This window comes from Xanthobacter agilis (assembly GCF_021730435.1).
In the GTDB taxonomy this organism is placed as follows: Bacteria; Pseudomonadota; Alphaproteobacteria; order Rhizobiales; family Xanthobacteraceae; genus Xanthobacter; species Xanthobacter agilis.
Genome location: NZ_JABWGX010000014.1, coordinates 107,236 through 128,055 on the forward strand (window position 1 = coordinate 107,236; position 20,820 = coordinate 128,055).

Annotated in this window: 19 protein-coding genes and 1 pseudogene; 11 read left to right on the plus strand and 9 right to left on the minus strand. The window is 68.4% G+C overall.

Features of this window, described 5'->3' with window-relative positions; all coding sequences use genetic code 11:
* Positions 1-9 precede the first annotated feature (9 nt).
* From HUW53_RS12015 to HUW53_RS12025, 3 genes are all read left to right on the plus strand, one after another.
* Positions 10-1,380 carry an LLM class flavin-dependent oxidoreductase gene (locus HUW53_RS12015; RefSeq protein ID WP_237345999.1) on the plus strand — a complete coding sequence of 457 codons (1,371 nt, stop codon included), beginning with the start codon at positions 10-12 and terminating at the stop codon, positions 1,378-1,380.
* Positions 1,381-1,495: 115 nt separating this feature from the next.
* The gene (locus HUW53_RS12020; RefSeq protein ID WP_237346000.1) at positions 1,496-2,683 is read left to right on the plus strand and encodes an LLM class flavin-dependent oxidoreductase; all 1,188 of its coding nucleotides are present in this window, start codon (positions 1,496-1,498) and stop codon (positions 2,681-2,683) included.
* Between the two features lie 27 nt (positions 2,684-2,710).
* Positions 2,711-3,313, plus strand: a complete 603-nt coding sequence (locus tag HUW53_RS12025) for a nitroreductase family protein (protein ID WP_237346001.1) — start codon at positions 2,711-2,713, stop codon at positions 3,311-3,313.
* 66 nt (positions 3,314-3,379) lie between these two features.
* On the opposite strand, the gene HUW53_RS12030 is transcribed toward HUW53_RS12025, so the two are convergent.
* From HUW53_RS12030 to HUW53_RS12050, 5 genes are read right to left on the minus strand one after another with little or no spacing between them, the layout of a single operon-like run.
* A complete protein-coding gene (locus HUW53_RS12030) occupies positions 3,380-4,618 on the minus strand; it encodes an acyl-CoA dehydrogenase family protein (protein ID WP_237346002.1) in 1,239 nt (412 codons plus the stop codon).
* Positions 4,619-4,656: 38 nt separating this feature from the next.
* Entirely contained in the window at positions 4,657-5,658 is a 1,002-nt protein-coding gene (locus HUW53_RS12035; protein ID WP_237346003.1) for an NrtA/SsuA/CpmA family ABC transporter substrate-binding protein, read from the minus strand.
* 23 nt (positions 5,659-5,681) lie between these two features.
* Complete coding sequence (locus HUW53_RS12040) at positions 5,682-6,395, minus strand: ABC transporter ATP-binding protein (RefSeq protein ID WP_237346004.1); 714 nt, start codon at positions 6,393-6,395, stop codon at positions 5,682-5,684.
* Complete coding sequence (locus tag HUW53_RS12045; protein WP_237346005.1) at positions 6,392-7,255, minus strand: ABC transporter permease subunit; 864 nt, start codon at positions 7,253-7,255, stop codon at positions 6,392-6,394. The genes HUW53_RS12040 and HUW53_RS12045 overlap by 4 nt, the downstream gene beginning before the upstream one ends.
* Positions 7,256-7,271: 16 nt before the next feature.
* Positions 7,272-8,369 (minus strand): LLM class flavin-dependent oxidoreductase, encoded by a 1,098-nt coding sequence (locus HUW53_RS12050; RefSeq protein ID WP_237346006.1) that lies wholly within the window; start codon positions 8,367-8,369, stop codon positions 7,272-7,274.
* 310 nt (positions 8,370-8,679) lie between these two features.
* Here HUW53_RS12050 and HUW53_RS12055 point away from each other — a divergent pair, with 310 nt between their 5' ends.
* From HUW53_RS12055 to HUW53_RS12075, 5 genes and pseudogenes are all read left to right on the plus strand, one after another.
* Positions 8,680-9,126 (plus strand): RrF2 family transcriptional regulator, encoded by a 447-nt coding sequence (locus HUW53_RS12055; RefSeq protein WP_237346007.1) that lies wholly within the window; start codon positions 8,680-8,682, stop codon positions 9,124-9,126.
* A gap of 354 nt (positions 9,127-9,480) precedes the next feature.
* Positions 9,481-10,652, plus strand: a pseudogene (gene ssuD / locus HUW53_RS12060) (FMNH2-dependent alkanesulfonate monooxygenase).
* Between the two features lie 22 nt (positions 10,653-10,674).
* The gene (locus tag HUW53_RS12065) at positions 10,675-11,691 is read left to right on the plus strand and encodes an ABC transporter substrate-binding protein (RefSeq protein ID WP_237346008.1); all 1,017 of its coding nucleotides are present in this window, start codon (positions 10,675-10,677) and stop codon (positions 11,689-11,691) included.
* 10 nt (positions 11,692-11,701) lie between these two features.
* Complete coding sequence (locus HUW53_RS12070) at positions 11,702-12,514, plus strand: ABC transporter ATP-binding protein (RefSeq protein ID WP_237346009.1); 813 nt, start codon at positions 11,702-11,704, stop codon at positions 12,512-12,514.
* Complete coding sequence (locus HUW53_RS12075) at positions 12,507-13,388, plus strand: ABC transporter permease (RefSeq protein ID WP_237346010.1); 882 nt, start codon at positions 12,507-12,509, stop codon at positions 13,386-13,388. The genes HUW53_RS12070 and HUW53_RS12075 overlap by 8 nt, the downstream gene beginning before the upstream one ends.
* Before the next feature lie 148 nt (positions 13,389-13,536).
* Here HUW53_RS12075 and HUW53_RS12080 read toward each other — a convergent pair whose 3' ends face one another.
* From HUW53_RS12080 to HUW53_RS12095, 4 genes are read right to left on the minus strand one after another with little or no spacing between them, the layout of a single operon-like run.
* On the minus strand, positions 13,537-14,352 hold the full coding sequence (locus HUW53_RS12080) for an ATP-binding cassette domain-containing protein (protein ID WP_237346011.1): 816 nt from the start codon (positions 14,350-14,352) through the stop codon (positions 13,537-13,539).
* Positions 14,352-15,245: an aliphatic sulfonate ABC transporter permease SsuC gene (ssuC, locus tag HUW53_RS12085; RefSeq protein WP_237346012.1), complete on the minus strand. Its 894-nt coding sequence runs from the start codon at positions 15,243-15,245 to the stop codon at positions 14,352-14,354. Before ssuC ends, HUW53_RS12080 begins: the two co-directional genes overlap by 1 nt.
* 11 nt (positions 15,246-15,256) lie before the next feature.
* On the minus strand, positions 15,257-16,222 hold the full coding sequence (locus tag HUW53_RS12090; RefSeq protein ID WP_237346013.1) for a sulfonate ABC transporter substrate-binding protein: 966 nt from the start codon (positions 16,220-16,222) through the stop codon (positions 15,257-15,259).
* Positions 16,223-16,265: 43 nt separating this feature from the next.
* Positions 16,266-16,811, minus strand: a complete 546-nt coding sequence (locus tag HUW53_RS12095) for a flavin reductase family protein (protein WP_237346014.1) — start codon at positions 16,809-16,811, stop codon at positions 16,266-16,268.
* Between the two features lie 198 nt (positions 16,812-17,009).
* Here HUW53_RS12095 and ssuD (HUW53_RS12100) point away from each other — a divergent pair, with 198 nt between their 5' ends.
* The 3 genes from ssuD (HUW53_RS12100) (at position 17,010) to HUW53_RS12110 (ending at position 20,817) form a co-directional block, all read left to right on the plus strand.
* The gene (gene ssuD, locus HUW53_RS12100; protein WP_237346015.1) at positions 17,010-18,218 is read left to right on the plus strand and encodes an FMNH2-dependent alkanesulfonate monooxygenase; all 1,209 of its coding nucleotides are present in this window, start codon (positions 17,010-17,012) and stop codon (positions 18,216-18,218) included.
* 26 nt (positions 18,219-18,244) lie between these two features.
* Positions 18,245-19,705 (plus strand): FAD/NAD(P)-binding protein, encoded by a 1,461-nt coding sequence (locus HUW53_RS12105; protein WP_237346016.1) that lies wholly within the window; start codon positions 18,245-18,247, stop codon positions 19,703-19,705.
* A gap of 278 nt (positions 19,706-19,983) precedes the next feature.
* Positions 19,984-20,817, plus strand: a complete 834-nt coding sequence (locus HUW53_RS12110) for a MetQ/NlpA family ABC transporter substrate-binding protein (protein WP_237346017.1) — start codon at positions 19,984-19,986, stop codon at positions 20,815-20,817.
* The last annotated feature ends 3 nt before the right edge of the window (positions 20,818-20,820 follow it).

The following is a 20,820-nucleotide window of genomic DNA, read 5'->3' on the forward strand; positions in this document are numbered from 1 at the left end:
AGATATCCCATGGCATTTGCATCGACCCAAGCCGCGCAGGCCCGGCGGCAGCTCGTCCTCAACCTGTTCATCTATCCCGGTGGACATCACGAGGCCGGCTGGCGCTATCCCGGCGCGCGGCCGGAGCGGCTGCTCGACATCACCTTCTACCAGGACCTCGCCCGCTCGGCCGAGGCGGCGAAGCTCGATGCGGTGTTCTTCGCCGACGGGCCGGCGCAGGTGGACAACATCCGCTACGCCTCGCGCTTCCGCCTGGAGCCGCTCACCTGGCTCTCCGCCATCGCCGCCGCGACCACCCATATCGGCCTCATCGGCACGGCCTCCACCACCTATTACGAGCCGTACAACCTCGCCCGCCTCTATGCCTCGCTGGATCATCTCTCCGGCGGGCGCGCGGGCTGGAACATCGTCACCACCGCCGTACCCCAGGCGTCCGCCAATTTCGGCCTCGCCGAGACCCCTGGCCATGCCGAGCGCTATGCCCGCGCGGCGGAGTTCGTGGACGTGGTGACCAAGCTTTGGGACAGCTGGGAGGACGACGCCCTCGTCGCCGATCCCGTCTCCGGCCTGTTCGCGGACGATGCCAAGATCCACCCCATCGAGCATGTGGGCCGGCACTTCCGGGTGAAGGGCGCGCTCAACACCCCGCGCGCGCCGCAGGGCCGTCCGGTCTATGTGCAGGCGGGCTCCTCCGACGACGGGCGCTCGTTTGCCGCGCGCTATGCCGAAGCCATCTTCACCGCGCACCAGACGGTGGAAAGCGCGAAGGCCTTCTACGCCGACATCAAGAAGCAGGCGGCGGGGCTCGGCCGCAATCCGGACCATGTGAAGATCCTGCCCGGCATCAGCCCCTATATCGGCTCCACCGAGGCGGAAGCGCGCCAGCTGCACGAGGCGTTCAGCGACCTCATCCAGCCGGAATATTCCTTCTCGCAGCTGAGGCAGATCACCGGCGTGGACTTCTCCGGCCACCCCCTCAATGCGGTGGTGGAGCTGGACGCCTTCAAGGATGCCGGCCCGGCAAAGCTCGTGGCCAGCCGCTTCCAACTGGTGGTGGACATCGTGCGGCGGGAGAAGCCGACGCTGCGCCAGCTCATCGACCGACTCGCCGGGGCGCGCGGCCATTACGTGGTGGTGGGCACGCCGGAGAAGATCGCCGACGAGATCCAGCATTGGTTCGAGAGCGGCGCGGCGGACGGCTTCAACGTGATGCCGCCCTGGTACGCCGCCGGCTTCGACCTCTTCGCCTCGCAGGTGGTGCCCATCCTGCGCAAGCGCGGGCTGTTCCGCGAGGAGTACACCGGCCGGACCCTGCGCGAGCATTACGGCCTGCCGCGGCCGCAGAGCCAGTTCGCCGAGGCGGCGCGCGCCACCGCCTGAGGCCTTCCCCATCCCTTCGTGCCGGCGCTCCCCAGGCGGCGACACGGATCCGGCCTCTTCCCCGGTCGCTCGAGGAAGAGGCCGGGGCTATTTCCGTCCTCCCGCGAGGTCTGCCATGTCCGCACCAGTATCCGCTCTCGTGTCCGCTGTCCCCGCCGACGCTCCCCTCCTGCGCGGCCCGCTGGACTTCCCCGACAGCCCGCTCTCCCGCTCGGCCCGCCAGCCGCTGATGCTGGGCTTGTTCCTGAACCTTCAGGACATCCAGTTCTCCGACCATCCCACCAGCAACAGCTGGACCTACGACTATAATTCCGCCCTCGTGCAGAAGGCGGACGCGCTCGGCTTCGACATCGCCTTCTCGCGCACCCAGTGGCTGCCCAAGGGCGGTTATGACGGGGAGGCCTCGCTGGACAGCTTCGTGGCGCTGGGCGCCATGGCGGCGACCACGAAGAACATCCTCCTCATCTCCACTCTGCATGTGCTCTACGGCCCGTGGCACCCGCTGCACATCGCCAAGATCGGCGCCACCTTCGACCACATCTCCAAGGGGCGCTGGGGCATCAACATCGTCACCGGGCACCGCGCCATCGAGCACGAGATGTTCGGCTGGAACCGCATCGAGCACGACCGCCGCTACGACATGACGGGCGAACTGTTCGACGTGCTCCACCGCCTGTGGAGCGATCCGGAGAATTATTCGGTCGAGGGCCGGCTGAACCCGTGGAAGATCGTCAACGGTTACATCACGCCGAAGCCGCTCTATGGCCGTCCCATCCTCGTCACCGCGACGGGCTCAGAAGCCGGCATCGACTTCGCGGCGGGCCATTCGGACCTCGTCTTCCTCACCTCGCCGGGCGGTGCGCATATCGACAGCGCGCTGGAGACGCTGCCGGCCCATATCGCGGCCATCAAGGGGCGGGCGCGGGCGAAGGGGCGGGAGGTGAAAGCCATCATCAACCCCATCATCGTCAGTCGCCCCACCTCGGCCGAGGCGCACGACTACGCCCGCGCCATCGCCGCCGGCGTGCCGGCGCCGACCCACACCTCCTTCGGCCATCGCGGCTATGACAGCGACGCGGTGGCTTGGCTCGGCCGGCGCGATGCGACGCACAAGCAGGGGCTCAATCTCGGCGGCAACATCGAGATCATCGGCTCGCCGGAGGAGGTGGTGGAGCAGCTCGCCGCGTTGAAGAAGACCGGCATCGACGGCGTGCAGCTCAACTTCTATGACTTCGCCGCTGACCTCGACCATTTCGCCACGGATATCCTGCCGTTGCTGAAGCAGGCCGGCCTGAGGCTGTGAACCATTCCGCACCCGAGGATTTGCCCCATGACCGTTGCCGTTGCCCCCCGCCAGAGCGAGCACCCCGTCGAGCCACTGTTCCTGGAGCGCTGGTCGCCCCGCGCCTTCACCGGCGAGGAGATTCCGCAGGGCGAACTCAACTCCATCTTCGAGGCGGCGCGCTGGGCGCCCTCCAGCTTCAATTCCCAGCCGTGGCGCTTCCTCTATGCCCGCCGCGGCACGCCCGCGTTCGACATCTTCCTGAGCCTGCTCGTGCCGTTCAACCAGCAGTGGGCGCAGAATGCGGCGGTCCTCGTCTTCGTCGTTTCGGCCCGCAGCTTCGTGCGGCCGGGAACGAGCGAAGCGGTGCCGGCGCGCAGCCATTCCTTCGATGCCGGCGCGGCCTGGGCGAACCTCGCCTTGCAGGCGACGAAGCTCGGCTGGCACGCCCACGGCATGGGCGGCTTCGACGCGGAGAAGGCCCGCACGGAGCTGAAGGTGCCGGACGATTACGAGGTGGAGATCGCCATCGCGCTGGGCCGTCGCGGCGACAAGTCCCTGCTGCCGGAGAGCTTCCACAAGGGCGAGACCCCGAGCGGCCGCCGCCCGCTCGGCGAGAGCGTGTTCGAGGGCGGCTTCCCGGCCGCGTGACCGCCAAAAGCGATGGCCCCGCCGGGGGCGGGGCCATCATGTGATCGATCCGTGAAGAAACGAGCTTCAGAAGAAGCCTTTCGCCGGCAGCGGCGTGCCCTTCACCAGCAGCTCGCCGATGGCCTGGGCCTTGTAGCTCGCCGGATTGTGCGAGGCGATGGTGCGGGCGTTGCGCCAGTGGCGGTCGAGGTTGACGGCGCGCTCGGTGGCCGAGGCGCCGCCGGTCTCGAACAGAAGCGAGCCGGACTTCAGCGCGAGCTCGTCCACCACCAGTTTCGCCTGCGCCGCCGCCTTCGCCGCCTCGGCGGCGAGCGGCTCCGCGTCTTCCCCCCGGTCACGGGCATCGCTCGCGCGGTCGAGGGTCGCGGCCGCCGCGAGGATCACCGCCTCGGCCGCGAAGGCATTGGCCGCGAGCTGGCCCACGGCCTGGTGCAGGAAGGGATCGTCGGCGGGGGTGGGCACCGGGGCGTAATAGAAGCTGCGCTTGCGCCGCTTGACCAGCGCGATGGCATCCTCCAGCGCGCCGCGCGTGATGCCGGCCACCACGGTGGTGAGGAAGAGCTGCGCCTGGGTGTTGGAATAAGCGAGGCCATAGCCCCGCTCGGGGCTGTCGAACACCGCCTCGTCCGCCTCGACCCGCACGTTGTGGAAGCGCGTGGTGCCCGAGGCGGTGAGGCGCTGGCCGGCGCCGTCCCAGTCGTCGACGATCTCGATGCCCGCGCGGCGGGTGGGGATGATGACCGCGGCCACCCGCCCGTCGGCGGCGGCCGCCCGCACCAGCATGGAATCGGCGAACAGGGTGCCCGTGCTGTAATATTTCACCCCGTTCAGGCGGAAGCCATCGCCGTCCGCATCGAGCTTCGTGTCGGGGGCGAAGCCGCCGGCGGGGTTGGAGCCGGCCTCGGTGGAGGCAAGGCCGAAAATGGCGCCCGCCGCCACCTCGGCCTGCCAGGCCCGGCTCTTTTCATCAGAGGGGCGCCGCGCGTATTGCTCGGCGACCGTGAAATGGTTGCGGAAGATGTGCGCCACATTGGCGTCGGCCGCGGCGAGGTCCAGCGCCAGCTTGTAGGTCTGGCGGAAGGTCGCGCCCGCCCCGCCATCCGCCTGCGCGAGCCGGAGCGCGCCGAAGCCCGCCTCCTTCAGCAGGCCGATCGCCTCGAACGGGAGCACGCGGTCGCGCTCCCGCTCGCTGGAGCCGGCGCCGATCTGTTCGAACAGCGCGCGCCAGTCGGCAGGGTCGGCCGAGCGCCGGGTGGCGGGCGCGCCGGCGGTCTCAGCGGGCAAGGGGATGACAGGCTTGTTCATGGCAATCCTCGGGATGTGGCGCGTACGTCTTGGGCGGATCAATATTGGGCGAGATGATCGGCGACGATGATCTTCTCGGGCAGGATCTTGCGTGCCGCGAGCCAGTCCGCCGCCGTCTGAAGCTGGGCGATGAAGTCCTTGTCGGTGACGGGGATCAGCGTGTAGTGGCGCTTGCGCTCGATGAACTGGTCGCGGATGATCTCGCTGTAGCCGGCCTTCTTCTGGACGATGGTCTCGGCCTCCACCACATTGGCGTTGGTCCACTTGGCCTCGGTCTCGTAGGCAGCCGCCACCGCCTTCACGATCTGCGAATTCTCGGTCGCGAACTTCCGGCTCGTCACGTAGGAGCTGTAGTCGATGAAGAATTCGAGGTCGCGACCTTCGAGGAAGACATCGTGCGCCTTGTATTCGAGCCGGGCGATGTCGACGCCGGGGCTCCACATGGACCACGCGTCCACCTTGCCGGATGCGAGCGCGGGGGCGGCATCCGGCGGGTTCAGATAGACGAACTTCACTTTTGAACGGTCGATGCCGTGCTTCTCCAGCGCGGCGACCAGCAGGAACTCGCCGAGGCCGGAGCGGTTCACCGCCACCGACTTGCCCACGAGGTCCGGCACCGTGTTGATGCCGGAATTATCCTTCGCGATGATGGCGGTGGTGCGCGGCTCGTAGAGCACGAATTGCGAGAAGACCAGCGGCGAGCCGGCGATGATGGCGGCGAAGGCCGGCGTCGTGGAGCCGCCGAAGCCGAAATCGGCGCTGCCGCCGGTCACCGCCTGGAGGGTGGGCGCATGGTTGGGGAACGGGCCGAGCCATTCCACCTTGATGCCCTGGTCCGCCAGGGTTTTCTCGAACACGCCGCGCTCCTTGGCGATCAGCGTCAGGCCATGGAAGCCCCAGGTGAGCCGCACGACATCGGTGTTGCGGGTGTCTTTCTGCTGGGCCGCGGCGGCGAAGGGCAGGAGGCCGCTCGCAGCCCCCAGCCCGGCAAGGCCGGTGGCGAGGAACTGGCGGCGGGACGGCGTGAGGAAGGAGGACATGTCGGGTCTCGTGAAGGTGTGGATCAGGCGCTCGGCAGGTCGTTCTCGACCCCGAGTTCGGCGAGGAGGGTGGCGCGGGTGGCGGCGGGCCGTCCGGGTTCTGGCGGCCGATGCTCGGCCGCGATCGCCCCGCCGCGCATAACGAGGATGCGGTCGGCGAGCGCGATGGCCTCTTCCACATCGTGAGTCACGAGCAGGACGCCCGGCCGGTGGCGGGCGACAAGGTCTTTCACCAGCACGTGCATGCGAATGCGGGTCAGCGCATCGAGGGCGGCGAAGGGCTCGTCCAGCAGCAGCAATTCCGGCTCCTGCACCAGGGCGCGCGCGAGCGCCACGCGCTGGGCCTGACCGCCGGAGAGATTGCGTGGCCAGTCGTCGAGCCGGCCGCCGAGGCCGACCTCGGCCAATGCTGCGGCCGCCCGCTCCCGGGCGCCTCTCTCGGGCAGGCCCAGCGACACGTTGCGCCACAGGCTGTCCCAGGGCAGCAGGCGATGTTCCTGAAACACGACCGCCGGCTTGCGAGGCGCCTCGATGCGCCCGCCGTCGATGGGATCAAGCCCGGCGAGGGCGCGCAGCAGGGTGGTCTTGCCGCAGCCGCTCTCGCCCAGAAGGGCCACGAATTCGCCGCGGGCGATGGTGAGGTCGAGGCGATCGATGACCACTCGATCCCCATAGGCCCGGGTGAGGCCGGCAACCCGCACGGCGGGAGCGGCCTGCGCAAGCAGCGGCGCGCTCATCGTCCCGCGCCCCCGAAATTGGGATGCCAGGCGAGAAGGCGGCGCTCCAGCAGGCGGGCCACCGAATCCGCCGCGACCCCGATCAGGGCATAGATGACGATGGTGAGAACCACCACGTCCGTGCGCAGGAACTCGCGCGCATCCATGGCGAGGAAGCCGATGCCCGCCTGGGCGCCGATGGTCTCCGCCACCACCAACGCCAGCCATGCGGTGGCCAGCGAATAGCGCACGCCGGTCAGGATGGAGGGCAGGGCGCCGGGAAGGATGATCCGGGTGATCATCTGGCGCGTGGAGAGCCCCTGCACACGGCCGAGCTCCATGAGCTTCGGGTCCACCTGCCGGATGCCGAGGGTGGTGTTGATGTAGATGGGGAAGGCGACGCCCAGGGCCACCAGGAAGATCTTCTGCGCCTCGCCGACGCCGAACCACACGATCACAAGCGGCAGCAGTGCCAGGAAGGGAATGGCGCGCACCATCTGCACGCTGCGATCCACGAGCGCTTCGGCGAGGCGCGAAAAGCCGACGAGGATGCCGAGCGCGAAGGCGATGGTTCCACCGATGATGAAGCCTGCCGCCGCGCGCAGCAGGCTGGTGCCGAGGTCTTCCAGCAGCGAACCCGTGGTGGCGAGCTTGAGGGCCGTGCGCACCACCTTGCTGGGCGCCGGCAGGACCTGCGGGGTCACGAAACCGGTCTGGGCCAGGACCTCCCAGATCACCACCAGCAGCACCGGCGCGATCCAGGAGAGGAGGATGAAGAGGCGGGGGCCGACGATGGCGGGCCGGCGGCGCGCGCGGGGTTGCGCCCGGTCTGCTGCGAGGGCAGGGAGCGGAAGGCGGGCGGTGTGATCTGCATGTGTCATCGGATGTCCGGCTCCCTCAGCCGATGCGCGTGGCGCGCGGGCTGGCGACAGCGGCCGGCGTGCCGGTTGCCGGGCGGCCGAGCCGCGGGAAGACATGCTCGGCAAACCGCCGGAGCTCGGAGCGCAGGGGCTGGAACTGGAGCATGAACAGCTCGATTCCGGCGCGGTGGAACGCCTGCATCCGCTCGGCCACCTGATCGTAGCTGCCGACAAGTCCGGCGGCCGTGCCGCCGTTGGTCCCGACGCGGACAGACTTGGCGAAGGTGCGGATCATCACCACGTTGGGATCCGTGCGTGCCGCCTGCTCCTGCTTGGCGGGCGCGTCCTTGGCGGCGAGGGCGAGGAGGCGGTGGTATTCGTCCTCCGCTTCCTGCTGGGTTTCGCGGGCGATGACGAAGGCAGCGAGGCCATAGGCGAGGGGTGCGCCGCGCCGGGGACGGGCGGCGAGATCGGCGATCATGGCCTTCACATCCTCAAGGGGTTGGCCATTGATGAAGAAGACGTCCGAAAGGTCCGCCGCGAGGGCGCGCGCCGGCTCGGATTCGCCGCCGAGATAGATGCGGGGGCGGGCGCGCACGGGGCTGGCTGGAGACAGCTTGTAATCGCTGATGCGGAAGCTCTCGCCCGCATGGGTGACGCTCTCGCCGGAGACGAGGCGCTCCACCACGCCGAGCCATTCGCGCCCATAGGCATAACGCGCATCATGCGCGCCGAACGGGATGCCAGCCTTCTCGAACTCGGCGCGGTTCCAGGCATTGACCAGATTGAAGGCGAACCGGCCGTTCGAGATGTTCTCGATCTGGAGCGCCATCTTCGCCAGCACCACCGGGTGGTACAGATAGGGCTTGATGGCGGCGATGATCTCGATGCGACGCGTCAGCGCCGCGAGCGCCGCGGCGGCCGTCCAGGCCTCGATCTGGTCCTTCTCCGGCAGATGCGGATTGACCGTGTGCTGGGCGACCAGCGTGGCGTCATAGCCCAATGCCTCGGCCTCCAGCACGGTATCGCGGTTGTGCGGCCATGAGGCATCGAACGGTTCGGCAGGGTCCTGCCAGGCGGCGCGGGGACCGTGGACGGGCGCCCAGACGCCAATGCGGAGAGGGGAAATCGACATGTCTCACCTTAAATATATCAAATTTATCGAATAAGTATTTTTATCCGCTGTCAAGCTGCATTCGCGTTTGCGGGCAAGGGTTGGCTGGCTGGGAAAATTGTCGAAAGACCGAACAAATCGCGAATGCGCGGGCGGCCGCTTCATAGAAAGCGCCAACTGCCGTACGGGTTTCAATTTTTCACAATGAAGAAGTGTGGTAGGCCGGAGTTCGGGATATGGAGCGCCAGAAGGCTTCCGAATTTTCCAGTGGATCCACGTGTGGCTGAGCGGTGCTCGGTTGCATGAAACGAGAGCCTGCGCGAGGTCATTTATGCTGACGAAGAAGGGGAAGTACGGGCTGAAGGCGGCCGTTTATCTTGCACGCCTGCCTGCCGGAGCGTCGAAGCAAGTGGCAGAGATTGCTGAAGCCAACCATATTCCGAAGAAATTTCTGGACGTGATCCTCAACGAGCTTCGCAACGGCGGATTTCTGGCCTCGAAGAAGGGGAAACTCGGCGGGTACCGCCTCGGCAAGCCGGCGGAAGATATCATGGTGGGCGAAATGATCCGCACCCTGGACGGGCCGCTAGCGCCTATTCCGTGTGCTAGCCGCAATGCCTATGTTGCCTGCGACGATTGCGATGTGGCCAAGTGTGAGGTCCGCCGCCTTATGGTGCGCGTCCGCGATGCAATCGGAACTGTCCTCGATACCTGTACGCTTGCCGAGATGCGGGACCTCACTGACGACACCTTGACGATGTTCGTGGACTATATTTGAGCGGCCTCTATCGGTGCGGGCGACGACACCTCGCTGGAAGCAACCCGCCACCTGAAAGTGGCTCACCGTGAAATCGTGGATGGCTTCGCCGAACGCTGGGTCGTCGTGCCCCGCCGTCCCGCCGCGATCGGCAAGCGCGGAACACGCCTCCAGCGATACCGCCCAATGCCGGCCGGTCATTCTCGTCAGAATGGTCAATCGCGCCAAATGCCGACACGCTCTGAACCCCTGAAATCCAAGCAAGGCAAGCCACGCGGCCTCAGCCTGCGAAAACCACTTCCGATATTAATATATTAAATCAATTGATATTATATAAAATTATCCGTCATTTTCACGGAAATGACGGAGATCCCGATGAGCGCGCTTCACGAAGGGGCTGGGAGCCCTGACTTTTTCTGGTTCATCCCGACCCACGGGGACGGCGCCTATCTCGGCTCGGAGACGCGGCAGCGCCCGCCGGAATTCGCCTATTTCCGCGAGGTGGCGCAGGCGGTGGACCGGCTCGGGTTCAAGGGCGTCCTGCTGCCCACGGGCCAGAGCTGCGAGGACAGCTGGATCACCGCCGCCGGCCTTGCCACCGCCACCGAGCGCTGCGCTTCCTGGTGGCCCTGCGCCCGGGTGTCACCTCGCCGGCTTTCGCGGCGCGGCAGGCGGCGGCGCTTGACCGGCTCAGCGACGGACGGTTGCTGCTGAACGTGGTGGTGGGCGGCCATCCCGCCGAGCTCGGCGCCGACGGCATCTTCCTCGACCATGATGCGCGCTATGCCCAGGCCGCCGAATTCCTGACCATCTGGCGCGATCTCGTCGCCGGCAAGACGGTGGACTTCGCGGGCACCTATTATCGCGTCGCGCACGGCCGGCTGGACTTCCCGGTGGTGCAGCAGCCCCATCCGCCGCTGTGGTTCGGCGGATCCTCAGACGCCGGCCACGAGGTCGCCGCCGAACATACCAGCGTCTATCTCTCCTGGGGCGAGCCGCCCCATATCCTCAAGGACAAGCTGGCGGACGTGCAGGCCCGCGCGGCCAAGCGCGGGCGCAAGCTGAAGTTCGGCCTGCGCATCCATTTCATCGTGCGCGAGACCGAGACCGAGGCCTGGGCGGCCGCCGACCGGCTCATTTCCCGCGTGTCCGACGAGCAGATCGAAAACGCGCAGAAGCGCTTCAAGGTGGAAATGGATTCCGTCGGCCAGGCGCGCATGGCCGCCCTTCAGCCCGGAGACCGCAACAAGCTTGAGATCGCGCCCAACCTCTGGGCAGGCATCGGCATGGTACGGCGCGGCGCCGGCACCGCGCTGGTGGGGGATCCGAAGAGCGTCGCCGCGCGCATCCGCGAGTATCAGGAGATCGGCATCGAGACCTTCATCGGCTCGGGCTATCCGCATCTGGAAGAGGCCTACCGGGTGGCCGAGCTGCTGTTTCCGGAGCTCGGCATCGACGGCCGCCGCCGCAAGGTTTCCGACAACATCGTCAACGAGTTCGCCGTGGGTTCGCACAGCACGGAGCGGCGCCTGGCCGCCGTTTCCTGATCGCGACCGAGAGGACAGATCCATGACCAGCCGCCGCACATTCTTCCGCCTCGCAGCCATTGGCCTTGCACTCGCGCCAAGCCTCGCCGCCGTCCCCGCCCGCGCCGAAGGCACACTGCGCATCGCCCAGCAATTCGGCACCCTCTACACGCCCTTCCACGTCATGAAGGAAAAGGGGCTGATCGAGAAACACGGCAAGGCGCTCGGCATCGACATCACCGTGGACTGGACGCGCCTGTCCGGCGGCTCGGCGGTGAATGATGCGCTGCTCGCCGGCAATATCGACATCGCCTCCGCCGGCATCGGGCCGTTCCTGACCCTGTGGGACAAGACGCGCGGCACCGCCAATGAGGTGAAGATCGTGGGCGCGTTCGGGGCGCAGCCGAACTTCCTGCTCACCAACAATCCCAACGTGAAGTCCATCAAGGACTTCACCGACAAGGACCGCATCGCCATGCCGGTGGCCGGCGTGTCGGTGCAGGCGCGCATCCTTCAGCTTGCGGCCGAGCAGACCTTCGGCCCCGGCACTGCGAAGAAGCTGGATCAGCTGATGGTGACGCTGCCGCATCCCGACGCCACCGCGGCGCTGCTGTCCGGCTCCACCGAGATCACCGGCTATCTCTCCAACGCACCGTTCCAGAACCATGCGCTGAAGGATCCGAAGATACACAAGGTCTTCTCCTCCTACGAGATCTTCGGCGGCCCGGTGACCCCTACTGTGGCCTACGCCAAGGTGAAGTTCCGCGAGGACAACCCGAAAACCTACAAGGCCTTCCTCGATGCGTTCGAGGAGGCGACCAAATGGGTGGACCAGAATCGCGCGGAGGCGGCACAGATCTATGTGAAGGTGGAGCAGTCCAAGCTTGATCCGGCCTTCATCACCGAAGTGCTCTCCGACCCCGACACCCAATATACCCTCGTACCCCTCGGCACTTTGAAGTTCGCCGATTTCATGAACCGCATCGGCGCCATCAAGGCAAAGCCGGCGAGCTTCAAGGACTTTACCTTTGAAGACCTGCATTCGGCATCCGGCAGCTGAGGAGGGACGCATGACGGCCCTGCCCGCGGTCCCGCCCGCCGAAGTCCGCCGCGCCGCGCCGGTGCTGGAGGCGCGCGGCCTCACCCTCGACTATGCGGGCGCCGCCGGGCGGCACCGCGCGGTGGAGGATGTGAGCTTCGACGTCGCGGCGGGGGAGCGGCTGGTGCTGCTCGGACCTTCAGGTTGCGGCAAATCCTCCATCCTCAAGGCGCTGGCGGGCTTTGTCCGGCCGGCGTCGGGGTCGGTGAGCCTTCGCGGCGCGGCCGTCACCGGACCTGGGCCGGACCGCATCGTGGTGTTCCAGGAGTTCGACCAGTTGCTGCCGTGGAAGAGCGTGCGGGACAATGTGGCCTTCCCGCTGCGTGTTGCGCGCGGGCTCTCCCTCAAGGAGGCACGGGCACGGGCCGACACGGCCCTCGTGAAGGTCGGGCTCGCCCGTGCCCTCGATGCCTATCCCCACACGCTTTCCGGCGGCATGAAGCAGCGTGCCGCCATCGCCCGGGCGCTCGCGGCGGAGCCCGACGTGCTGCTGATGGACGAGCCCTTCGCCGCGCTCGATGCCCTGACGCGACGGACGCTGCAGGAAGACCTGCTCAAGCTTGCCGAGGAACAGGGCTTCACCCTGGTGTTCGTCACCCACGCCATCGACGAGGCGGTGCTGGTGGGCACGCGGCTCCACCTCCTGGCCGCCCATCCGGGCCGGACCATCGCCACCTTCGAGACCGCGGGCCTCGGCCTTGCCGAGCGCGGCACCCCCGCCTTCGAACAGGTGGTGCGGGACGTTCATGAGCTGCTGTTCGCCGATGGAGGCCGTCATGTCTGAGTCCCTGGTTTCCGACGGCGACCTCGCCGGCGATGACGTGCGAGTGACCCATCCCGCCGCCGGCGTCGCTTCGCTGCGTGCGCGGGGCGCCGCGGCCCTTGCGGCATTGTGGCAGGTCACGCTGGTGCGGCGGGCTGTTGTCCTCGCCGCCCTCGCGGCGGCCTGGCAGCTGGCGGCGCTGTGGCAGAACAACCCGCTGCTCTTCCCGACCTTTACCGACACCATTTCGGCGCTCATTGAGGGGCTGCGCCACGAAGATCTCTTCCCCGCGTCCGTCGCCTCCATCACCGTGCTGCTGAAGGGCTATGTTCTGGCGATCGCACTGGCGCTGGGGTTCGTTTCGGTAGCCATCGCGGTGCCGTTCGTGAAGGAGGTGCTGCTCACGCTCACCGCCATGTTCAACCCGCTTCCCGCCATCGCCCTGCTGCCGCTGGCCATGCTTTGGCTCGGTCTCGGCGAGGCGAGCCTGTTGCTGGTGATGGTGCATGCGGTGTTGTGGCCGTTCGCCCTTGCCGCCCTCACCGGCTTCGAGCAGGTGCCGGAGACGCAGCGCCTCGTGGGACGGAACTACGGGCTGCGGGGCCTGTCCTATATCGCCCTCATCCTGATTCCGGCGGCCCTTCCCTCCCTGCTCTCTGGCCTCAAGATCGCCTGGGCCTTCGCCTGGCGCACCCTGATCGCGGCCGAGTTGGTATTCGGCGTCTCCTCCCGCTCCGGCGGGCTCGGCTGGTACATCTATCGCAACCGCAACGAGCTGCTCACCGACAAGGTCTTCGCCGGCCTCGTCACGGTCATCCTCATTGGGCTGCTGGTGGAGGTGCTGTTCCGCCTGGTGGAGCAGCGCACGGTGCGCCGCTGGGGTCTTCAGCGCTGACCCCGTGCGCGTTTCCGGGGCGCGGTTCCGGGGCGGGGTGGCCGAGGCGGGAGAAACGCCCGGCCGCTGTGGCAGCGCGCCGGGCGGGATCGAACGGGAGAACCCCGCCGGCACCGCGCGCGCCGACAGGTGGCGAAGGCGTTGAGCCTCACACCGCGGCAAGGATCCGCCGGCGCAGGTCCGCGGCTTCGGCCCCGTCGGCCTCGGGCCGGGGGCGGAGAAGGTCCACCGCAACATCGAGCGCGATCTCGCCCTGCCGCAGCACCACCACGCGATCCGCCAGCGCCACCGCCTCGGCCACGTCGTGGGTGATGAGCACCACGGTGAAGCCGTGCTCGGTCCAGATGCGCTCGGTCAGCCGATGCATCTCGGCCCGCGTCAAAGCGTCGAGGGCGCCGAACGGCTCGTCGAGCAGCAGCACGCCCGGCCGCGAGACGAGGGCGCGGGCCAGCGCCACCCGCTGCCTCTGTCCGCCGGAGAGCACGGACGGCCAGTCCCGGCCGCGATCGGCGAGGCCCACGTCCTGCAGCGCCGCATGGGCTTGTTCGCGCCAAGCCGGGCCGCGGGCGATGCCCACATTGCCGATGACCCGCTGCCACGGCGCAAGGCGCGCGTCCTGGAACAGCAGGCGCACCTGCGGCATGAGGCCGGCGACGCGGGCCTCCCCCACGAAAACGTCGCCCGATGTGGCGCTGTCGAGCCCGCAGATGAGCCGCATCAGCGTGGTCTTGCCGCCGCCGGAGCGGCCGACCACCGCGAGGAACTGCCCGGCGGGCACGTCCAGATCGAGCCGGCGCAGCACCGGGCGGGCACCGAAGCTCTTGGTGACGCCGGACAGGCGGATGGGCTCGCCCTTCCAGCGCCGGGGCGGCTGAGCGGGCGTGGGTGGGCTGAAGGTGGCGCGGATGTCCGCCGCGCGCACCTCGGCGGTGATATCGGCATCGCTGGCGGCGAAGATTTCCATCACGCAACCCCCCGCGCGCCGGGCTGGTAGGCCGGATTCCAGGCCAGCGCGCGCTGCTCGATGGCGCGGGTCAGGCTGTCGGCGAGCTTGCCGAGCAGGGCATAGGCGAGCACGCCCAGCACCACCACGTCGGTCTGCAGGAATTCGCGGGCATTCATGGTCATGTAGCCGATGCCCTCGGTGGAGGAGATGGTCTCGGCCACGATCAGCGTCAGCCACATGATGCCCAGCGCATAGCGCAGCCCCACCAGTACCGAGGGCAGGGCGCCGGGCAACACGATGCGCCAGAACAAAGCGGTGCTGGACAGGCCATAGACCCGCGCCATCTCCACCAGGCCGCGATCCACCGTGCGGATGCCGTGGAAGGTGTTGAGATAGATGGGGAAGGCGACCCCCACCGCAACGAGGAAGATCTTCGCCTCCTCGCCGATGCCGAACCACAGGATGACGAGGGGAATGATGGCGAGGTGCGGCACGTTGCGCAGCATCTGCAGGGTGGAATCCAGCGCCGTTTCCGCCGGCCGCCACACGCCGTTCAGGACGCCCAGCGCGAAGCCGATGCCGCCGCCGATGGCGAGCCCGGTCAGCGCCCGGCCAGTGGAGACGGAAATGTTGGTGAGGAGCGTGCCGTCCTTCAGCGTGCGCCAGAAGGCCAGCGCCACGTCCCCCGGCGCCGGCAGCACGCGGGAGGACAGGAAGCCAAGGCTCGCCGCCGCCTGCCACAAGGCGAGCACGCCCAAAGGCAGGGCCCAGGGCAGGAGCGCCCGGCCGAGGGCGGCGAGCCGCACCCGGCCCAGCAACCCGGCATCGAGCCCAGCCTCCGCCGCCTCCTGCCGCGCCACCGATGGAACCGCGCCGAGGGCAAGGCTCTCCGACTGTGCCGTGGGACTCATGGCGTGCTCCCTCAGGACTTCGGTGCGCGCAAAGCGTCGGCGATGCGGATCGGCTTGGGGATGAGGCCGAGGGCGAGGAAGGCGTCCGCCACCTGCTGCTGCGCCGCCGCCACCTCGGGGGTGATGGGCTTCACATCATATTGCTGGCGGGCCAAAGCCACCTCCAGGATGGGCGCGGGAATGCCGATGAGCGGGGAAAACTCGGCGGCTGCGGCCTTGGGATTGCCCTTCACCCAGGCGCCGATCTCGGCGACGCCGGCCAGCACCGCGTCCACCACCTGCGGCGCCTGGTCCGCGAAGGCCCTGGTGGAGAAATAGAACTGGTAGTTGGAGACGATGCCGGTGCCGTCCGCCAGCGGACGGGCCGCGATGGTCTGTTCCGCCGCCGCCTGGAACGGGTCCCAGATGGCCCAGGCATCCACCGAGCCGCGCTCGAAGGCGGCGCGGGCGTCGGCCGGGGTTAGGAAGGCGGTCTTGATGTCGGCATAGGCGACGCCGGCCTTCTCCAGTGCCTTCACCAGCAGGTAGTGGACGTTGGAGCCCTTGTTGAGGGCCACCGTCTTGCCCTTGAGGTCGGCCACGGTCTTCAGCGGGCTGTCCTTGGGCACCAGGATGGCCTCGCCCTGCGGCGCGGCCGGCTCGAAGCCCACATAGACGAGGGGCGCGCCGGCGGCCTGGGCGAAGATGGGCGGGGCTTCCCCCGTATTGCCGAAGTCGATGGCGCCGGCATTCAGCGCCTCCAGCAGCTGCGGGCCGGCCGGAAACTCGGCCCACTTCACGCTGTAGCCCAGAGGCTTCAGGCGCGACTCCAGTAGGCCCTTGTTCTTCAGCAGGATGAGGGTGCCGTACTTCTGGTAGCCGATGCGCACCACCTTCTCCTGCGCCAGCGCGGGGGCCGCGACGAGGCCCGCCGCCAAGCTGGTCGCAAGGCCGGCGGCGAGGAGGAGGGAGGCGCGGCGGGTGATGTCGAAGGGCATGGGGCGTTCCTTTGGGGGCGGACCTTGGGGGGGCGGATGGGGATCAGAGGGCGAGGCCGCGATAGCCGCCGGCCCAGTACAGCAGCGGATCGGCGTTCTCGGTGATGCGCGAGGCCACCACCCGGCCGATGACGATGACGTGGGAGTGCCGCTCGATGGCGTCCTCCAGCTCGCAGTCGAAGGCGGCGAGCGCATCGGCCAGCACCGGCGCGCCGGTGGTCAGCTTCGTCCAGTCGGCCCCCTCGTAGCGTGCGGGGCCCTTCAGCCCGCCCTTGCCGGCGAAGCGGTCCGCCACCGGCTGGTGGTGCGGGCGCAGCACGTTGATGGCGAAGACCCGCTCCTGCAGCACCGGCCCGAGGGAGGAGCCGCCGCGGTTGATGGTGATGAGCAGGGTGGGCGGCTCCACCGACAGGGCGGTGACCGAGGTGGCGGTGAGCCCGGTGCGGCCGTCGCCCACGCCGACGGTGAGCACGCTCACGGCGCCGGCGAGCTTGCGCATGGCGGCGCGGAAGGCGAGCGAGGCGTCGGGCAGCTCGGGCGCAGGGCTGGGGGAGGTGGCGGGGGAAACGACGGACGTATGCGCGTTCATGGGGAGCCTCTTGGTCGGCGCGCGGCGGGGCCGGGCCTTCGGGAGCCTCCGGAGCAGTCCGGAGGGCGTCGGGTGAAAAAAGGATAGACAGCCGCCAACTCTATAGTCAATAAATTCGATGAAGTTTATTGAATTAAAAAAGGCGAGCCGGAAACCGGGACATTCCGGCGCCGGCCGCCTTCAATCGGGAGTCCATCCATGTCCAGTGCCGAAGCCGCGCCTGCCGATCCGTCCCTCGTCCCGGCGACAGAAGCCAACGTGCTGTGGTTCCTGCCCACCCATGGCGACGGGCATTATCTCGGCACGTCCCACGGGGCGCGGGAGGTGAACCTCGCCTATCTCAGGCAGATCGCGCAGGCGGCGGATCAGCTCGGCTATTATGGCGTGCTCATCCCCACCGGCCGCTCCTGCGAGGACAGCTGGATCGTCGCCTCGGCCCTCGCCGGCTTCACCGAGCGGCTGCGCTTCCTGGTGGCGGTGCGGCCGGGCCTGCTCTCCCCCGCCGTGGCGGCGCGGATGACGGCGACGCTGGACCGGATCTCCAACGGGCGGGCGCTCATCAACGTGGTCACCGGCGGCGACCCGGAGGAGAACAGGGGCGACGGCTTCTTCGCCGATCATGCGGAGCGCTACGAGATCACCGCCGAGTTCCTCGACATCTACACCCGCCTTTTGAAAGGCGAGGAGGTCACTTTCATCGGCAAGCACCTGAAGGTGGAGGGCGGCAAGCTGCTCTATCCCCCGGTGCAGCAGCCCCATCCGCCGCTGTATTTCGGCGGCTCCTCCGCGCCCGCCCATGAGGTGGCGGCGCGGCAGGTGCAGAAATATCTCACCTGGGGCGAGCCGCCGGCGTTGGTGGCCGGGAAAATCAAGGACCTGAGAGCCCGCACCGCGGCGGTGGGGCGCGCGCTGAGCTTAGGCATCCGCCTCCATGTCATCGTGCGCGAGACCAATGCCGAGGCCTGGGCGGCGGCGGACAAGCTCATCTCCCACATCGATGACACCACCATCGCCGAGGCGCAGAAGGTGTTCGCCCGCATGGATTCCGAAGGCCAGCGGCGGATGAGCGCCCTGCATGGCGGGCGCAGGGACAAGCTGGAGGTGAGCCCCAATTTGTGGGCCGGCGTCGGTCTCGTGCGCGGCGGCGCGGGCACGGCGCTGGTGGGCGATCCGCAGACCGTGGCGGAGCGCATGAAGGAATACATGGCGCTGGGCATCGATACCTTCGTGCTCTCCGGATACCCCCACCTGGAGGAGGCGTACCGCTTCGGCGAGAGCGTGCTCCCGCTGCTGCCGCGGGCCGCCACCACCGGGGCGCCGGGCGTGGTCACCACCCATCGGGGCCCGTTCGGCGAGATCATCGGCAACGCCATCGTCCCGGAGGCGCGGCGCGTCTCGGCCTCCTGATCCCGGCGGATGCGGAGCGCATCACCATGCTGAACGTCTGGGAACCGAACATATCCGTGGTCATCGTGGGAGGCGGCTTTTCCGGGACCCTGCTCGCCCTCGCCGCCGCTGCGGCGCCACGCCTCGACGTGGTGCTGGTGGAGCGGGAGCGGGTGGCGGGTCCCGGCCTCGCCTATGGCGCGTGCGGTCCCGATCACCTGTTGAACGTCCCGGTGGCGCGCATGGAGGTTGGGCTCTCGCCGACATTCGCCCGATGGCTGGTTGCCTCCGGTGCCGACCTGTCGGCCGCGCTTGAGGAGGCCGGCGGCGACCTCGCGCGGGCCTTCGTGCCCCGCGCCCTGTTCGGCGCCTATCTGGCCGAGCGGCTGGAGGAAGCGCTGGCCGCCGGGAACGGTCGGCTGCGGCGGGTGCGCGGGGACGTGGTGCGCGTCTCCGACCGCCCGGTCCCCGGCGTCCAGCTCGCCGACGGGCGGCGCATCGAGGGCTCCCATGTGGTCCTGGCCACGGGAAATCTTCCGCCGCGGCCGCCGCGCTGCCGCGACGGCGGGGTCTATGACAGCCCGCTGTTCGTGCCCGATCCGTGGCACTGGGAAGACCTGAACGGCCTCTCCTCTGATGCTCCGGTGCTGCTCATCGGTTCTGGCCTCACCATGGTGGACGTGGCGGTGATGCTTGCCGGACGTGGCCATCGCGGCCCGATCTGGAGCGTGTCGCGCCATGGCCTCCTGCCCCATGTCCATGTGGACGTGGCGGGTCGCGGCCCGGGTTGTGAGCCCTTCCTCCATCCCACCGAAGCGCGCGACCCGGTCACGGCGCTGCGCTTCATCCGCGCGGCGGTGGCGCGGGCCGCGGAGCAGCGGGTGCCGTGGCAACGGGTGATGGACGCGGTGCGGCCCGTCGTCGCGAAGGTTTGGGCCGGCTGGCCGCGGGTGGCGCGGGAGCGGTTCCTGCGCCATGCGCGCACCTATTGGGACATCCACCGCCATCGCATGGCGCCGCGTGTCGCCGCCGTGCTCGAACCGCTGCTGGCGTCCGGCCAGTTGCAGGTGGTTCCTGGCCGGATCACCAGCCTGGAGCTGGTCCCGGGCGGCGTCGCCGCCACCGTTCGCCGCCGCCAGTCCGGCCGTGCGGTCGCGCTGGAGGTGGCCCGGGTGGTCAATTGCACCGGCCCGCGCTCGGACTTCGCCGGGCTAGCCCTGCCGCCCTTCGACGCCTTGCGCGAGGCCGGCCGCATCACGCCCGACGCGCTCGGCCTCGGCATCGAGACCCACGGCTCCGCCGTCGTCGACCGCCATGGCCATGCCTCGACCTGGCTGTTCGCCCTTGGACCGCTGACACGGCCGGCGTTCTGGGAGGTGACGGCGGTGCCGGAGATCGCGGTGCAGGTGCACCAGCTGGTGGACCAGCTATCGCGGGCTTCTCTCGCGCCGCATCGGCCGGATGCACGGCTGATCGCCGATTTCGTCAATCTCGGCGAAGGGATCTGAGGGGCGAAGGCGCGGGCGGATAAGAGTCCAACGCGCGCGGCCGGCGCTGAGGCGGCCGGCGCGCATCCCCCAGCGATACCCCCCCCCGCCGGTGGCGCCCGCGCCCGGGAGCGTCGCAAGGGGGGCGCCAGAAGGGGAGCGCCAGAAGGCAAGCACGGCAAGGAAGAGCATTTCTTCGATTCATAGTTTACTAAATTAATAGATATAATTATTAATTCATTGATCGGGCGTACAGCCCCCCAATTGCCGGTGTTGCCGGCCCAGACCGTGGCGGACTCATGACCTCCCTTTCCCGCTCCAACTTCTTCGCGCTGCTGCTTTCCGGCCTGGCCCTTCTTTCGGTCGGCAGCGCAGCCCACGCGCAGGCGCCCGCGGCAGCGAACGACAAGCCGCTCAAGGTGGGCGTATCCGCCGGTCCCTATGGCGATGTCCTTCGCGAGGCGGCCCGGCTGTCCGAGAAGCAGGGGATCAAGGCCGAGATCATCGAATTCACCGACTGGAACCAGCCGAACGCGGCCCTGCAGGCCGGCGACATCGACCTCAACAATTTCCAGAACCGCCCCTATCTCGCCAACCAGGTGAAGACGCGCGGCTACCAGATCGTCGGCCTCAATGAATCCCTTCTCGTGCCCGCCGGCATCTATTCGAAGAAGGTTACCAGCGCCGCCGACATCCCGGCCGGGGCCAAGATCGCCATCCCCAACGATCCCACCAACGGGGGCCGTGCCCTGCTGCTGTTCCAGAAGGCCGGAATCATCAAGCTGAAGCCGGGCACGGGCCTGTACGCCAGCGTGCTGGATGTGGCGGAGAACCCGAAGAAGCTGCAGATCGTCGAGATCGACGCCGCCCAGCTGCCCCGCTCGCTGGATGACGTGGCGGCGGCGTTCGTCTCCTCGAACTACGCTTATCTCGCCGGCCTCGACCTCAACACGGCGCTGGTGGCCGAGACGGCGGTGGAGGAGGCCAAGCCCTATTTCACCCTGGTCTTCGCCGCCCGCGAGGACCGCAAGGACGACCCGCGGATCAAGAAGTTCATCGAGATCTATCGGTCCCAGCCGGTGAAGGACTTCACCCTCGCCAAGTTCAAGGGAAGCATCCTGCCGGCCTGGTGAGCG